Source organism: Acinetobacter sp. GW821-FHT01E09 (assembly GCF_059422385.1).
The window spans coordinates 892,580-908,238 of sequence record NZ_JBWKWU010000001.1; the positions used below are offsets into that span (position 1 = coordinate 892,580).

The window sequence follows — 15,659 nt, forward strand, 5'->3', positions numbered from 1 at the left end:
AAAGTATAAAAAATTATAAATAACTTTGTAATATTTAAAAATTATCACAATAAGATAATTTTTATCACTTGATTGATCTAATGTGACTATTTTATCACATAGAATGTAACAAAATATTTTAGGTGGTAAATCCTTATATTTGTAGAAATTAGCCAATTAAATCGCAGAAAAGCATAGATAAATCGAAGCTTTTATTTGGACTGAATCGGATTAAGCTACTGATTTGTCATTTTTAATTCATGATTAAAAAATAAACTTCGGAAAAACTAATAAGAATAGGGATGGAAATTTGATAAAACGATAAGTCAGCGCTGTATCGCTGTGAATCAGGAAAAATTATGGCTTTTGTCTAAAAAATCATCCGAAAGACTTAGAGCTATTAACTAGCAACAGATGACATCAATCGGGTACAATTGACCAGATTTATTTTGTGTTTGGTGTATTTGCAAGGCCAATACATACATTCTTTGTTAAATAATAGGCCTGCCAGGAGTTATCCCCGCATGAGTGCCATTACTCCATACGATTGGGCAATCATTGCCTTCGTGATCGGCGTGACATTTTTATGTGTCTTTATGCTCACCGTTCCTTTGCTCCTTGGGGGTAAATCATGGGGACGTGCGAAGCAAGAGCAATTTGAATCAGGTGTGGTTAGTGCTGGTGGTGCACGTATCCGCTTGTCTGCGAAATTCTACCTTGTTGCAATCTTCTTTGTTGTATTCGATTTGGAAGCCCTCTATTTATATGCATGGGCGACATCTGTACGTGAAGTAGGTTGGGTTGGTTTTTCAGCTGCAGCTGTATTTATTTTAGTTTTACTCGTTGGTTTGATTTATGAATTATCTACAGGTGCATTGAACTGGTCACCTTCAGATAAACGTAAAATCGCAGGGATTAAACCTAAAATTGGTTCACCAAATATGGACCTTGCAGAAATTACTCGCTTCAATTCAATTGAAGAGTTGGTGATGGATCCTACTGGAACTATTCCAGCTCAATCTTCTGGTCGTGTGAAAGATAAAACACCGACCATGACTCTGAACAAGGAGTAACTCGGGAATGAAATATACTTTAACCCGTGCGAATCCAGAAGCTGAACAATATCCGCTTCAAGATCGTCAAATTGTGACAGATCCACTTGAAGAAGAAGTGAATAAAAATGTGTTCATGACTCGCTTAGAGGATGTGGTACACACAGCTGTAAACTGGGGCCGTAAAAACTCAATATGGCCTTTTAACTTTGGTACATCTTGCTGCTACGTTGAATATGCAACCACGTTAACCGGTGTGCATGACTTGTCGCGCTTTGGTGCCGAGGTTATTCGTGCTTCGCCACGTCAGGCAGATTTGATGATCGTTGCAGGAACTTGCTTTGTTAAAATGGCACCTGTAATTCAACGTTTGTATGAACAAATGCTTGAGCCTAAATGGGTGATTTCAATGGGTGCTTGTGCAAACTCTGGTGGTATGTACGACATCTATTCTGTTGTACAAGGTGTGGATAAAATCATTCCTGTTGACGTGTACGTTCCAGGTTGCCCACCACGTCCAGAAGCATTGATTCAAGCCTTGATGTTATTGCAAGACCAAATTCAATTAGAACGTCGTCCGCTCTCTGCGGTAATCGGTGATGATCTTCAGCCAGTGTATAAGCCAAAGATGATGCCAGAACGCGACCGTAAGAACGCTGAACGTATTGCAGTGAAAAACTTACGCTCTATGGATGAAATTGAGTAATTTTTTCTGATGAGTATTTGACATATCTGATGGATATGGTCATCAGGGAATTTGACAGAATTTGTATTAAATAGGAAGCCAAGCCAATGGCTGAAACTGAAATTGCTATGCCAGAATCGACTCCAGTTGATTCCCGCCCAGCATTTGCAATTGTAGAAGATCTCAAAGCCAAATTTGGCGAGAACTTTTACGTGCAACCGACGTTTGAAGATTTTCCGACGGTCTGGGTTGAGCGCGCACGTGTACAAGAAGTTCTAATGTACTTGCGTACAGTACCACGTCCTTATGTGATGCTGTTTGACTTATCTGCGGTCGATGAACGTTTGCGTAACAACCGTGATGGTTTACCTGCATCTGATTTCACAGTGTTCTATCACTTACTTTCATTAGAACGTAATAGTGATATTCGTATCAAAGTGGCGTTGAGTGAGAACGATATTAACGTTCCAACAGCGACCAATATTTGGCCAAATGCCAATTGGTACGAGCGTGAAGCTTACGATATGTTTGGGATCAATTTCGAAGGGCATCCAATGCTTCGTCGTATCTTGTTGCCAACCTATTGGGAAGGTCATCCACTACGTAAAGAATATTCTGCACGTGCGACTGAATATACACCGTACATGCAAGACAAGGCTAAACAAGATTTCGAACAAGAACATCTTCGTTTCGTTCCAGAAGATTGGGGTCTAACACGCGGTAACGCCGATGAAGACTTTATGTTCTTGAACTTAGGGCCTAACCATCCATCTGCGCATGGTGCATTCCGTGTAATTTTGCAGCTTGATGGCGAAGAAGTGAAAGATTGTGTGCCTGATATTGGCTATCACCACCGTGGTGTGGAAAAGATGGCTGAACGTCAAACTTGGCATTCATTTATTCCATATACAGACCGTGTTGACTACTTAGGTGGTTGTGCGCAAAACATGCCTTATGTCATGGGTGTGGAGCAACTTGCAGGGATTACCGTTCCTGATCGTGCACAATGTATCCGTGTCATGATGTCTGAATTATTCCGTATCAATAACCACTTGTTGTATATCGGTACTGCGATTCAGGATGCCGGTGGTATGACACCAGTATTCTATATGTTTGCGGATCGTCAAAAAATCTATGACGCAATTGAAGCGATCACAGGTTTCCGTATGCACCCAGCATGGTTCCGTATCGGCGGGACAGCACATGACCTTCCAAACAACTGGCAAAAACTGATTCGTGAAATTCTCGAATGGATGCCAAAACGTTTGAAGGAATATCATACTGCTGCACTGAAAAACTCAGTATTTGTGGGTCGTACCCGTAATGTTGCGCAATACGATGCTAAATCAGCATTGGCTTGGGGTGTAACAGGTACCGGTTTACGCGCGACAGGTATTGATTTTGATGTTCGTAAATATCGTCCATACAGTGGTTATGAGAATTACGACTTTGAAGTGCCGTTAGAGTATGAAGGCGATGCTTACGCGCGTGTGATGGTTCACTATCGCGAAATCGAAGAGTCGTTAAAAATCGTCAAACAATGTTTGGATAATATGCCTTCTGGTCCTTATAAAGCGGATCATCCATTGGCAGTTCCACCACCAAAAGATAAGACTTTACAAGATATTGAAACTTTGATTACGCACTTCTTGAGCGTGTCATGGGGTCCTGTAATGCCAGCTGGTGAAGCCTCTGTAATGGCAGAAGTAGTGAAAGGTGCGTCTAACTATTACTTGACTTCAGATAAGTCAACCATGAGTTACCGTACCCGTATTCGTACGCCTACTTTCACCCACTTGCAGCAAATTCCTTCCGTGATTAACGGCAGTCTTGTATCTGACTTGATCATTTATTTAGCGACAATTGACGTCGTTATGGCTGACGTGGATCGCTAAGGGGTAAACGCATTATGATGATTTTGACTGATAAAAAGCCACGTGTGAATGTTGAAGGAATTCTGACCAGCGAAGAAATCCATGAAATTGAACATCACATGGGTCACTACCCATACCCACGCGCAGCGTCTTTGGATGCTTTAAAGTGTGTACAACGCCGTAATGGTTGGGTGGATGACGCGCAGTTACATGCAATTGCTCAATTATTGACAATTACAACTGCGGATTTAGAAGGTGTTGCAACATTCTATAACCGTATATACCGTCAGCCTGTAGGTCGTCACGTAATTTTATTATGTGATTCGATTGCATGTTTCTTGATGGGTGCGGAAACTTTAGCAGAAGCTTTCCAACGTGAACTGGGTATCCAATTTGGTCAAACGACAGCTGATGGTCGTTTTACTTTATTGCCGATCTGCTGTTTAGGGAACTGTGACAAAGGTCCAACCCTAATGATTGATGAAGATACACACGGTTTGGTTGAAGTGACTTCTGTGAAACAGTTATTGGAGAAGTATGTATGAATACCGAACCAAGACCAATTTATGGCGAAGGAAACCCTGAAACTCACCCATTAACATGGCGTTTGAGTAAGCAGGAATTTGTTCGTAGTGCTGATGACTATGAAGCTTTAGAAGGCTATGCAGGCTTTAAAAAAGCGCTTTCTATGCCACCTAAAGATGTTCTTGAAGTCATCAAAGCAGCGACTGTAAAAGGTCGTGGTGGTGCAGGTTTCCCAGCAGGGATTAAATGGTCATTGATGGCACCCAATGATGGTGGTCCTCGTTACCTAATCTGTAATGCCGATGAAATGGAACCGGGAACATTCAAAGACCGTTTGTTGATGGAAAAACTTCCACATCAATTGATCGAAGGGATGTTGATTGCAGGTTATACCCTCGAAGCGACTCAGGGTTATATCTTCATTCGCGGTGAATACATTGAAGCTGCACAATACTTAAATGAAGCTTTAGAACAAGTGTGTGCTAAAGGTTATTTGGGTGACAACATCTTAGATACAGGTTGGAACTTTGACCTGCATGTGCATACCGGTGCGGGGCGTTATATCTGTGGTGAAGAAACTGCATTGATTAACTCACTCGAAGGCCGTCGTGCAAATCCACGTACTAAGCCGCCATTCCCGCAAGTTGCAGGTGCATGGGGCCGTCCGACCATCGTAAACAACGTAGAAACCTATAACAACTTGCCAGCAATTATGTTGCGTGGGCCTGAGTGGTATATCGGTTTGTCTGCGGGTAAATCTAAAGATCCAGGCACTAAAATTTATGGTGCATCAGGTAAAGTGACTTTCCCTGGTCTTTGGGAATTGCCTTTTGGTACGACTGCACGTGAAGTGATTGAAGACTATGCTGGCGGTATGCGCGATGGTCTTAAACTGAAAGCATGGTTACCGGGTGGGGCATCGACTGACTTCTTGGCTGCTGAACACATTGATCTTCCAATGGATTCAGAAAGCATTATGAAAGCAGGTTCTCGTCTAGGTACATGTTTGTTAATGGTCGTTGATGAAACCCAGTGTATGGTTTCTGCAACGCGTAACTTAGAAGAATTCTTTGCACGTGAATCATGTGGATTCTGTACGCCATGCCGTGATGGTTTACCTTGGGCGGTCAAAGCACTTGTCGCAATTGAGAAAGGTGAAGGGAAGATGGAAGACATTCAACATCTTCAAGAACTGACTCGCAAGTTGTGGATTGGTAAAACATTCTGTGCTCACGCACCAGGTGCGATGGAACCATTGATGGGTGCACTCAAATATTTCCGTAGCGAGTTTGAAGCTAAAGTGACAGATCGTCCTGTAGCCCAAGCCAGCCACGTAGAACAAGTTTAAGGAATTCGACTATGGCTACAATTCATGTCGATGGAAAATCGTATGAAGTCAATGGCTCGGAAAACTTGCTACAAGCATGTTTGAGTCTTGGCATCGACATCCCATATTTTTGTTGGCATCCAGCTTTAGGTTCTGTCGGTTCTTGCCGTCAATGTGCTGTTACTCAATATGCGAATCCAGAAGATACTCGTGGTCGCTTAGTAATGTCATGTATGACTCCTGCATCTGACAATACCTTTATTTCGATTGAAGACAAAGAAGCAAAAGATTTCCGTGAATCGATTGTGGAATTCTTAATGACCAACCACCCACACGACTGTCCAGTCTGTGAAGAGGGTGGTCATTGTCATTTACAAGATATGACAGTAATGACGCAACATGATCGTCGTCGTTATCGTTTTACCAAACGTACGCATCACAACCAAGAGTTGGGTTCTTTCATTGCACATGAGATGAACCGTTGTATCGCATGTTACCGTTGTGTTCGTTACTACAACGATTATGCCGGTGGTACAGACTTTGGTGTTTATGCCAATGCATCACGTGTCTACTTCGGTCGTCCAGAATCAGGCACTTTAGAGTCTGAGTTCTCTGGTAACTTGACTGAAGTGTGCCCTACAGGTGTATTTACCGATAAAACCCATTCGGCACGTTATAACCGTAAGTGGGACATGCAGTATGCGCCTAGCGTATGCCAAGGCTGTTCTTCAGGTTGTAACATCTCTCCAGGTGAGCGTTATGGCGAATTACGTCGTGTAGAAAACCGTTTCAATGGTGACGTTAACCAATATTTCCTTTGCGATAAAGGTCGTTTTGGTACGGGTTATGTGAACCGTGAAGATCGTCCACGTCAGCCGCAATTCCGTGCTGCAACAGAAGTTAAAACTGTTTCTGTTGATGTGGCGCTGGATTCAGTGATTGAAAATGTTCAAGGCAAAAAAGTCTTGGGTATTGGTTCTCCACGTGCATCATTAGAATCAAACTATGCGTTGCGTGAGTTGGTTGGCCAAGAAAATTATTCAACAGGTCTTTCTCAAAAAGAACAGAACTTGGTTGAACTTGCTGCATCGATTATGCAAGCTAAGGGTGTTTATAACCCAAGTATGCGTGAAATCGAAAGCTATGATGCAGTCTTGATCTTGGGTGAAGACTTAACACAAACTGCACCACGTATGGCATTGTCTGTTCGCCAAGCTGCGAAAAACAAAGCCAAACAAATGGCTGCAGACCGCCGTACCCAAGATTGGTTAGCTGAACCTGTAAAACGTATTGGTCAGGATGCAAATTCTCCAATCTATATCTTGGCTGCAACACAAACACGTTTAGCTGATATTGCTGAGGGTGAAGTTGTTGCTTCTCCAAACGATATTGCACGTTTAGGTTTTGCGATTGCTGCGGGTGTAAACGGTGATGCGATTCTTGGTTTAGATGATGATGCTAAAGCATTTGCACAAACCATTGCAGATACGTTAAAAGCTGCGAAAAAACCATTAATCATCTCGGGTACTAGCTTACAAGATGCTGCCATCATGGAAGCTGCTGCACAAGTTGCACAAAACCTAGGTGGAAATGCAGGCTTAACATTGACAGTTCCAGAAGTGAACTCAATGGGTATGGCTTTGTTTGGTGGTTTAAGCTTAGAACAAGCATTTGCTCAAGATTATGAGTCAATCATTATTGTTGAAAATGATTTGTTCCGCCGTTTACCTGCTGTACAAGTTCAGGCTGCTCTAGACAAAGCGCAAAGCGTGATAGTGCTTGATCATTCTGAAACTGAAACCGTAAAAGCGGCTGATGTTGTCTTGTCTGCTGCAAGCTTTGCAGAAGGCGATGGAACAGTGGTCAGCCAAGAAGGTCGTGCGCAACGCTTCTATCAAGTTTATGACCCAAGCTATTACAAACCAGAATATGCCATCAAAGAATCTTGGCGCTGGTTACATGCCATTGAAACGGGTGTGAAAGGTAAAGCGATCTCGTGGACATTGTTGGATGACGTAATTGATTCTGTGGTCAAAAATGTTCCAGTTCTTGAAGCAATTCAAGATGTTGCACCTGATGCGGGTTATCGTGTTCATGGCTTGAAAATTGCCCGTGAACCACGTCGTTACTCAGGTCGTACTGCAATGCGTGCACCATTAAACGTACATGAGCCGAAACAACCTGTCGATGTCGATTCCGCATTAACATTCTCTATGGAAGGTTATGTTGGACCGCAAAATGCATCGTCATTGGTTCCATTTGCATGGGCACCGGGTTGGAACTCACCACAAGCTTGGAACAAATACCAAGATGAAGTGGGTGGTCATCTTAAAGGTGGTGATTCAGGCGTTCGTTTGTTTGATCGCTTAGTAAAACGTCCTGCACGTAGCTATGTGGCGCCAACTGCGGTTGTGGCAAATCCAGAGAGTTTCCGTTTGGTTCCAATGCATCATATTTTCGCTTCAGGTGAATTTACGATTAAAACGCCGGTGATGGAATCGCGTATTCCAGAAGCGACTTTTGCCGTGGGCGAGCAAGATGCAGCACGTTTAAATGTTCAAGATGGTCAACAACTGACAGTTAAAGCAGGCGAAACGACGATTAGTCTTCCTGTGCATGTGATTGAATATTTACCAACAGGTTATATCGGTTATCCAGTCGGCCAAGCACCAACAGTTTCACTTGCTGAACCTGTATCTGTAACGGTAGGAGTGTAATCATGAATGAATCTTTACGCGCACTACCGACATGGGCACAAGACTGGCCAATCGCTTATTCAGTGATTCAAGCCATCGTAATTTTGTTGGTTGTGGTTTTACTGGCTGCTTTGATGTCATTTATTGAACGTCGTTTGCTGGGCTTATGGCAAGACCGTTATGGACCAAACCGTGTTGGTCCTGGCGGGATGTTCCAGATCGTTGCCGACATGTTGAAAATCATGTTCAAAGAAGACTGGACACCAAAGTTTGTAGATAAGTTAACCTTCCGTTTAGCACCAGCAGTGGCAATGGCGACTGCAGTACTGTCATTCATGGTTATTCCTGTTTCACCTTACTTAGGTGTTTCAGACATGAGTATCGGGCTATTGTTCTTTATGGCAATGGCAGGTATCGCAGTATATGCGGTGTTATTTGGTGGTTGGGCATCCAACAACAAATATGCGTTACTAGGTGGTCTACGTTCAGCAGCACAAACCATTTCTTATGAAGTCTTTTTAGGGATTTCATTGATGGGTGTGGTGGCAATTGCAGGTTCATTTAACTTGCGTGACATCGTAGAAGCACAACGTGATGTATGGTTTGTGATTCCGCAATTCATTGGTTTCATGATCTTCGTGGTTGCGGGTGTTGCGGTAACGCATCGTCATCCATTTGACCAACCAGAAGCTGAACAAGAATTGGCAGAAGGTTACCATGTCGAATATGGTGGTATGAAATGGGGGATGTTCTTCGTTGCTGAATACGTCAACATCATTCTAATTTCTGCACTGATCGTGACTTTATTCTTTGGCGGTTGGTTAGCACCATTTAATTTAAATATTCCATTCATTCCAGATGCATTCTGGTTCATTGCGAAAACAGCATTCTTTGTAATGATGTTTGTCTTGGCACGTGGTTCTTTAATGCGTCCACGTTATGACCAAGTGATGAATTTTGGTTGGAAAGTGTGTTTACCACTTGCATTGGTCAACCTTTTGGTGACTGGTGCTGTGATTCTGATGAATCAGGCCTAGGACAGCAGGGAGTACAAAATGTATAAAATTCTAGCTGGCGTAGGATCAATTGTTCGTTCGTTGTGGATGGTGTTTAGCCATGTCACACGCAAACGCGATACGATTTTATATCCAGAAGTGCCAGCCGAACAAATCGTACCTCCACGCTACCGTGGTCGTATCGTATTAACACGTGACCCAGACGGTGAAGAACGTTGTGTTGCGTGTAACTTATGTGCGGTTGCATGTCCTGTTGGTTGTATTTCATTGCAGAAAGCTGAAAAAGATGATGGACGTTGGTATCCAGAATTTTTCCGCATTAACTTCTCACGCTGCATTTTCTGCGGTATGTGTGAAGAAGCATGTCCAACAACTGCCATTCAGTTAACACCAGACTTTGAGTTAGGCGAATATGTCCGTCAGGATCTTGTTTATGAGAAAGAAAACTTACTCATTTCAGGACCAGGTAAATACCCAGACTACAATTTCTACCGTGTAAGTGGTATGGCAATTGATGGTAAAGAAAAAGGTCAAGCGCAACGTGAAAGTGCGCCTGTAGATGTACGGAGCTTATTACCATGATGTGGCCATTTTATTTAATGGCTCTCGTGGCCATTGTTTCGACGATTCGTGTTGTGACCAACACCAATCCAGTACATGCTTTATTAAGTTTGATCGTTTCTCTACTTGCTGTTGCAGGGATCTTCTTGATCATTGGTGCACCATTTGCAGCTGCGCTTGAAGTGATTGTTTATGCGGGTGCGATCATGGTGTTGTTCGTATTCGTGGTCATGATGCTCAACCTTGGTCAACATACAGTTGATCAAGAACGTAAATGGTTGACTTCAGATGCTTGGGCTTATCCAGCACTCATGAGCTTCTTAGTGGGCTTATGTTTGGTTTGGGTATTAGGTTCAGACTATACCCAACATGGTGCAGTACTTGGAACTCAAGTGATTGGACCTAAAGCAATTGGTCAAGCACTCTTTACCCACTATTTATTATTGGTTGAAGTTGCCGCAATGTTATTGCTTGCAGCATTGGTTGCAGCATTCCACTTAGGCAAACGTGAACCGAGTGCAGCAGAGGATAAACAGTAATGGGCAACATTCCTTTAGAACATGGTTTGATCGTCGCAACTATCCTTTTTGCACTGGGTTTTTACGGTGTAATGGTGCGACGCAACCTATTATTTATGTTAATGAGCCTTGAGATCATGATGAATGCAGCAGCATTGGCATTCGTTGTGGCAGGAAGTGCATGGGCACAACCTGATGGTCAAATTATGTTTATTTTGATCCTCACACTTGCTGCGGCAGAGGCTTGTATCGGTCTAGCGATCGTCCTCCAGTTCTATCATCGCTTCCATCATCTGGATGTAGATGCTGCTAGTGAGATGCGCGGATGAGTTATTTATATTTAACGATTTTATTTCCGCTGATTGGCTTTGTGCTTTTAGCGGCAGGACGTAATAAACTTCCTGAAAATGTAGCAGCAATTATTGGTGCGGGTTCTGTTGGCCTTTCTGCTTTATTTGCATTGATTGCAGGCATGGACTTTGTTAAGCAGGGTTCAGTTGCGCAAGCACAGCATTTATGGACTTGGTTCAATGTAGGCGGTTTTGCACCGGGTGTAAGTTTGCATCTTGACGGCTTGTCATTGTTAATGATGGGCATGGTGACAGGTGTAGGTTTCCTGATTCACATCTTTGCAACTTGGTACATGCGTGGTGAAGAAGACTTCGCACGTTTCTTCTCATACTTCAACTTATTCGTTGCCAGCATGTTGGTGCTGGTATTGGGTGACAACTTAGCGTTGTTATTCTTAGGTTGGGAAGGCGTAGGTCTGTGTTCTTACCTGTTGATTGGTTATTACTACCAAAACCCTGCAAATGGTTTTGCGGCAATTAAAGCATTTACAGTAACGCGTGTTGGTGATGTATTCTTACTGATCGCATTGTTCTTGCTTTACCAACAATTTGGTACTTTACACATCGGCACGATTGTTGCCAATGCTTCACAAGTTCTCGCACTTGATCATAACTTGGCATTGATCACATCATTGATGTTGTTCTTGGGTGCAGCAGGTAAATCTGCGCAAATCCCATTACAAACATGGTTGGCAGATGCAATGGCTGGTCCGACACCAGTATCTGCATTGATTCATGCTGCAACAATGGTTACCGCGGGTATCTACTTATGTTGCCGTATGTTCTCTGTGTTTGAAATGACACCAGAAGTGATGCAGTTCATTTCGATTACGGGTGCTGTAACATTGTTGGTTGCTGGCTTTGCGGCTTTGGTTCAAACAGATATCAAACGTATTCTGGCTTACTCTACCATGAGTCAGCTCGGTTATATGTTTATGGCTGTGGGTGCAGAAGCGTATCAAGCAGGTCTGTTCCATATGCTTGCACATGCATTCTTTAAGGCATTATTGTTCTTGTCTTCTGGTGCGGTGATCTTGGCTTACCATCATGAACAAAACATCTTTAAAATGGGTGGTTTGTTCTACAAAAACAAATTCTTATTTGCTTGCTTCGCGATTGGTGGTGGTGCACTTGCTGCAATCCCATTTATCACGATCGGCTTCTTCTCAAAAGATGCAATCTTGGGTGCTGTTTGGGCGCAAGGTCAATCTGTCGCATTGTATAACTCATTGTATTGGGTTGGTGTTGCGGGTGCATTCTTAACTTCGATTTATACATTCCGTTTAATTTGGGTTGTATTCTTCGGTGAAGAAAAAACACATTATCACGAAATCAAAGGTGCAACGTATTGGGCGCCTTTAGGTATCTTGGCTGTTCTTTCAACAGGTTTGGCTTACTTCTTAAAAGCGCCAGTGATGAACATTTTAAATGCAGCACATATCCCTGCATTTGAAGTTTCTCAAGCGATTGAAGAAGGGATGCATGGTGCAGAACACCTTGCAGTCGGTATCGCATTGGTCGGTTTAGCTGTAGGCGTGGTGTTATTTGCATTCGCTTATAAAGCGGTGCAAGGTTTTGCAGCCACTTCATTTGGTGCTGGACTTGCAAATATCTGCCGTAATGCATTTGGTTTCGATTCTTTATACAACCTTGTATTTGTTCAACCTTATTTACTCATTGCGAAAATTTTAGGTCGTGACCCAATTGATGGTTTATGGCTGGTATTACCTGCAATCGTAAATAGTGGGAATAAATTTACAAGTACCCGTCAAACAGGTTCATTACGTGAATATGCATCAAGTATGTCACTCGGTGTAGTGGTATTGCTGATGATCTTGATCGTGATTCAGGTAGTGGGGAAATAAGATGGAAATCACAAACAATTGGATTTTACCCGCACTGATTCTTGTACCTTTTATTGCAGGTTTCGCGTGTTGGTTGGTCGATAAACTTGATAAACATTTGCCACGTTATATCGCATTAGTCGGTATGCTCGTTACATTGGGCTTAACACTGATTTTGTGGAAACAAGGTGGCTTTAGCTATGAGTTGGGGGCGAAGACTCCAACTTGGGCAGCAGAATTTTATTTACCTTGGATTAAAACACTCGGTATTAACATTCATTTGGCTGTAGATGGTCTTTCATTGCTGATGGTGGGCTTGACTGCATTACTGGGTGTACTTGCAGTTGGCTGTTCATGGGGTGAAATTCAAAAGAATGTCGGCTTCTTCCACTTAAACCTATTATGGTCTTTGGGTGGGGTAATCGGGGTTTTCCTTGCAATTGATATGTTCTTGTTCTTCTTCTTCTGGGAGATGATGCTAGTACCTATCTACTTCTTGATCGCTCTTTGGGGTCATAAAGGTGCAGATGGTAAATCACGTGTTTATGCTGCAACCAAGTTCTTTATCTATACCCAAGTCGCTGGCTTGATCATGCTCATTGGGATCTTAGGCTTGGTGGTCTACGGTTCTCAGATGTCAGGTACGATTAGCTTCGACTATAACTACTTACTTGCTGTTGCAAACACTTTAGATGCTCAGGCACCACATATTGCCTATGCATTGATGATCTGTTTCTTTATTGGTTTTGCGGTCAAGCTTCCAGTATTTCCATTACACGGTTGGTTACCAGATGCGCATGCGCAAGCACCTACAGCAGGTTCTGTAGACTTAGCGGGTATCTTGATTAAAACTGCTGCGTACGGTTTACTGCGCTTTGTATTGCCATTCTTCCCAGCAGCATCTGCACAATTTGCCGATATTGCGATTATTTTAGGTTTGATTGGTATTTTCTACGGCGCTTGGTGTGCTTTCCAGCAAACAGATATGAAACGCCTGCTTGCTTATACTTCTATTTCGCATATGGGTTTCGTATTACTTGCACTTTATGCCGGTAATATTCTGACGTTCCAAGGCTTAATGATCATGATGTTGGCACATGGCTTGTCATCTGCTGCATTGTTCATTATGTGTGGTCAAGTGTATGAACGCTTACATACCCGTGACTTACGTTTGATGGGTGGTATTCGTGGTCAATTCCAGTATTTACCATTCTTCTTGATGTTCTTTGTCTCTGCGCTTGTGGGTATTCCAGGTCTAGGTAACTTTATTGGTGAATTCCTGATTTTGATGGGTTCATTCGCTAAGTTCCCAACATTTACCATCATTGCGGCAATTAGCTTGGTCTTTGCTGGTCTTTATGGCCTGATTCTGATCCACAAAGCTTTATTTGGTACACCAAATGAAGAGCAGAAAAAGCATTATGAAAGTCCATTAAAAGACTTGAATGTACGTGAAACAGTAATTCTATTGATCTGTGCATTTGGCTTATTATGGTTAGGTGTATATCCACAAAGCTTCCTTGATATTTCTCATTCAAGTATGGCGTGGTTATCAAATAGCTATATTCCAGTTCAAGAAGTTGTTGATGCGGCACAACAAGTCGTATCTCAACAAAATGTGGAGATCCAATAGTCATGAACTTCACTATGTCATTTTCGGGTCTCATGCCTTTAGCACCAGTTTTTATTGTTGCTTTAACCGCTGTTGTGGTGATGATCCTAACCTCGATCAAGCGTAATCATAATTTGATTGCGACTGCATCGGTGGTGGGTTTAAACCTTGCTGCAATTGATATTTTATTCATGATGTTTGGTGGTTCATTTGCACCATCAAACGTGATGAACATGTTTGTGGTTGATCCATTTACATTGTTTTATCAATTTATTGCAGTAGTTGCTGCACTCGCATGCTGTACGTTATCTCACGCTTATATTGAAACCTATAAAGATAATCGTGAAGAGCTTTATATCTTGATGTTGATCTCTGTAACAGGGGCAATGTTAATGGTGGCAAGTTCTCATTATGCGTCGTTCTTTATTAGCTTAGAGCTTTTGTCAATTCCTGTGTATGGCTTATTGGCATATACGCATCAGCGTGGAAAATCGCTAGAAGCAGGCGTAAAGTATTTGGTACTTTCTGCAACCGCTTCAGCAATCTTGTTGATGGGTATGGCATACGTTTATGCTTATACCGGTACATTGTCATTTACTGACTTCCCAGGTTTGTATGGAAATCAGTTAGCACAAGTGCAACAAATTGCGTCTTTGGCTGACTTTATTGAACAGTTAAAAGGTTTCCTTGCTCAACCAATGATTTTGTTGGGTTCAGGATTAATCGTGATTGCAATTGCGTTTAAATTATCGTTGGCGCCATTTCATAAATGGACACCAGATGTTTATCAAGGTGCACCTGCGCCAATCGCGACCTATCTTGCAACTGTTGCTAAAGTTGCAACCATTGGTTTATTAGTCCGCTTTATTTTAAGTTCAGGTTTCATTCTTGTACCGTCTATCGTGACTGTATTAACTGTGATCGCTGTACTTTCGATTTTAGTCGGTAACTTCCTTGCATTACGTCAAGTCAACTTAAAACGAATTTTGGGTTATTCATCAATCGCCCATTTCGGTTATTTATTGATTGCTTTGATTAGTTTAGGTTATGCAAGTTTAGGCAGTGTAAGTGTCTATGTGGTGACTTATACCTTAACTACGATTGGTGCTTTTGGTGCTGTCGCGTTAATGTCGAGCCCATATAACAATGTTGATGAAGCTGAGTCGCTTGCGGATTACCGTGGTTTATTCTGGCGTCGTCCAGTTCTGACTGCGACCTTAACAGTGATGATGCTTTCTCTTGCAGGGATTCCATTAACCGCTGGTTTCATCGGTAAGTTTATGGTGGTGATTGCTGCTGTAACCACAGAACATTGGTTCTTGGCTGCTATGGTTGTGGTGGGTAGTGGTATTGGTTTGTATTACTACTTACGTGTGATGATCGTGATGTATATGACTCCACCAGATAATCCTCGTATTGATGCGGTTGATCATTGGGGACAAAAAGTGGGTGGTTTGATGGTGCTCGGCGCTGCTGCTTTGGTATTGATCATTGGTGTTTATCCAGATCCAATCATCAACTTGGCGTTGAAATCAGAAATTTTATCTCCTTTACATTTCTTGATGAGCCAACAACACTAATCGCAATAAAATCCTGCTATTAACAAAAAAAGCCCTCATT

At 42.5% G+C, this 15,659-nt stretch carries 13 protein-coding genes; all 13 read left to right on the plus strand.

The genetic code is table 11. The features are described 5' to 3' along the window. Positions 1–503 precede the first annotated feature (503 nt). The 13 genes from AC07U8_RS04125 (at position 504) to nuoN (ending at position 15,619) form a co-directional block, all read left to right on the plus strand. Positions 504–1,052 carry an NADH-quinone oxidoreductase subunit A gene (locus AC07U8_RS04125; RefSeq protein WP_494737381.1) on the plus strand — a complete coding sequence of 183 codons (549 nt, stop codon included), beginning with the start codon at positions 504–506 and terminating at the stop codon, positions 1,050–1,052. A gap of 7 nt (positions 1,053–1,059) precedes the next feature. Continuing rightward, entirely contained in the window at positions 1,060–1,737 is a 678-nt protein-coding gene (locus AC07U8_RS04130; RefSeq protein ID WP_004722842.1) for a NuoB/complex I 20 kDa subunit family protein, read from the plus strand. Between the two features lie 86 nt (positions 1,738–1,823). Further along, entirely contained in the window at positions 1,824–3,611 is a 1,788-nt protein-coding gene (gene nuoC / locus AC07U8_RS04135) for an NADH-quinone oxidoreductase subunit C/D (RefSeq protein ID WP_004722840.1), read from the plus strand. 14 nt (positions 3,612–3,625) lie between these two features. Next, positions 3,626–4,135: an NADH-quinone oxidoreductase subunit NuoE gene (gene nuoE / locus AC07U8_RS04140; RefSeq protein WP_004722839.1), complete on the plus strand. Its 510-nt coding sequence runs from the start codon at positions 3,626–3,628 to the stop codon at positions 4,133–4,135. Continuing rightward, the gene (gene nuoF / locus AC07U8_RS04145) at positions 4,132–5,463 is read left to right on the plus strand and encodes an NADH-quinone oxidoreductase subunit NuoF (protein WP_494737382.1); all 1,332 of its coding nucleotides are present in this window, start codon (positions 4,132–4,134) and stop codon (positions 5,461–5,463) included. The genes nuoE and nuoF overlap by 4 nt, the downstream gene beginning before the upstream one ends. Positions 5,464–5,474: 11 nt before the next feature. Further along, positions 5,475–8,159 carry an NADH-quinone oxidoreductase subunit NuoG gene (gene nuoG / locus AC07U8_RS04150; RefSeq protein WP_494737383.1) on the plus strand — a complete coding sequence of 895 codons (2,685 nt, stop codon included), beginning with the start codon at positions 5,475–5,477 and terminating at the stop codon, positions 8,157–8,159. Between the two features lie 2 nt (positions 8,160–8,161). Beyond that, positions 8,162–9,175 carry an NADH-quinone oxidoreductase subunit NuoH gene (gene nuoH / locus AC07U8_RS04155; RefSeq protein WP_004819331.1) on the plus strand — a complete coding sequence of 338 codons (1,014 nt, stop codon included), beginning with the start codon at positions 8,162–8,164 and terminating at the stop codon, positions 9,173–9,175. Between the two features lie 18 nt (positions 9,176–9,193). After that, positions 9,194–9,736, plus strand: coding sequence for an NADH-quinone oxidoreductase subunit NuoI (gene nuoI, locus AC07U8_RS04160; protein ID WP_004722835.1), 543 nt, complete (start codon positions 9,194–9,196; stop codon positions 9,734–9,736). Next, positions 9,736–10,254, plus strand: a complete 519-nt coding sequence (gene nuoJ, locus AC07U8_RS04165) for an NADH-quinone oxidoreductase subunit J (protein WP_171066894.1) — start codon at positions 9,736–9,738, stop codon at positions 10,252–10,254. The genes nuoI and nuoJ overlap by 1 nt, the downstream gene beginning before the upstream one ends. After that, positions 10,254–10,562 (plus strand): NADH-quinone oxidoreductase subunit NuoK, encoded by a 309-nt coding sequence (gene nuoK, locus AC07U8_RS04170; RefSeq protein ID WP_004722831.1) that lies wholly within the window; start codon positions 10,254–10,256, stop codon positions 10,560–10,562. Before nuoJ ends, nuoK begins: the two co-directional genes overlap by 1 nt. Continuing rightward, positions 10,559–12,448 carry an NADH-quinone oxidoreductase subunit L gene (gene nuoL, locus AC07U8_RS04175; protein ID WP_004722828.1) on the plus strand — a complete coding sequence of 630 codons (1,890 nt, stop codon included), beginning with the start codon at positions 10,559–10,561 and terminating at the stop codon, positions 12,446–12,448. Before nuoK ends, nuoL begins: the two co-directional genes overlap by 4 nt. A gap of 7 nt (positions 12,449–12,455) precedes the next feature. Beyond that, positions 12,456–14,060 carry an NADH-quinone oxidoreductase subunit M gene (gene nuoM, locus AC07U8_RS04180; protein WP_171066895.1) on the plus strand — a complete coding sequence of 535 codons (1,605 nt, stop codon included), beginning with the start codon at positions 12,456–12,458 and terminating at the stop codon, positions 14,058–14,060. A gap of 2 nt (positions 14,061–14,062) precedes the next feature. Continuing rightward, positions 14,063–15,619 (plus strand): NADH-quinone oxidoreductase subunit NuoN, encoded by a 1,557-nt coding sequence (gene nuoN / locus AC07U8_RS04185; RefSeq protein WP_004819337.1) that lies wholly within the window; start codon positions 14,063–14,065, stop codon positions 15,617–15,619. The last annotated feature ends 40 nt before the right edge of the window (positions 15,620–15,659 follow it).

Bases quoted from the DNA above. Each gene is read 5' to 3' on its own strand.
- nuoJ (WP_171066894.1), top strand. From the start codon at position 9,736: ATGTGGCCATTTTATTTAATGGCTCTCGTGGCCATTGTTTCGACGATT.
- nuoI (WP_004722835.1), top strand. From the start codon at position 9,194: ATGTATAAAATTCTAGCTGGCGTAGGATCAATTGTTCGTTCGTTGTGG.
- nuoH (WP_004819331.1), top strand. From the start codon at position 8,162: ATGAATGAATCTTTACGCGCACTACCGACATGGGCACAAGACTGGCCA.
- nuoN (WP_004819337.1), top strand. From the start codon at position 14,063: ATGAACTTCACTATGTCATTTTCGGGTCTCATGCCTTTAGCACCAGTT.
- nuoC (WP_004722840.1), top strand. From the start codon at position 1,824: ATGGCTGAAACTGAAATTGCTATGCCAGAATCGACTCCAGTTGATTCC.
- nuoL (WP_004722828.1), top strand. From the start codon at position 10,559: ATGAGTTATTTATATTTAACGATTTTATTTCCGCTGATTGGCTTTGTG.
- nuoE (WP_004722839.1), top strand. From the start codon at position 3,626: ATGATGATTTTGACTGATAAAAAGCCACGTGTGAATGTTGAAGGAATT.
- nuoG (WP_494737383.1), top strand. From the start codon at position 5,475: ATGGCTACAATTCATGTCGATGGAAAATCGTATGAAGTCAATGGCTCG.
- nuoF (WP_494737382.1), top strand. From the start codon at position 4,132: ATGAATACCGAACCAAGACCAATTTATGGCGAAGGAAACCCTGAAACT.
- nuoK (WP_004722831.1), top strand. From the start codon at position 10,254: ATGGGCAACATTCCTTTAGAACATGGTTTGATCGTCGCAACTATCCTT.
- AC07U8_RS04130 (WP_004722842.1), top strand. From the start codon at position 1,060: ATGAAATATACTTTAACCCGTGCGAATCCAGAAGCTGAACAATATCCG.
- AC07U8_RS04125 (WP_494737381.1), top strand. From the start codon at position 504: ATGAGTGCCATTACTCCATACGATTGGGCAATCATTGCCTTCGTGATC.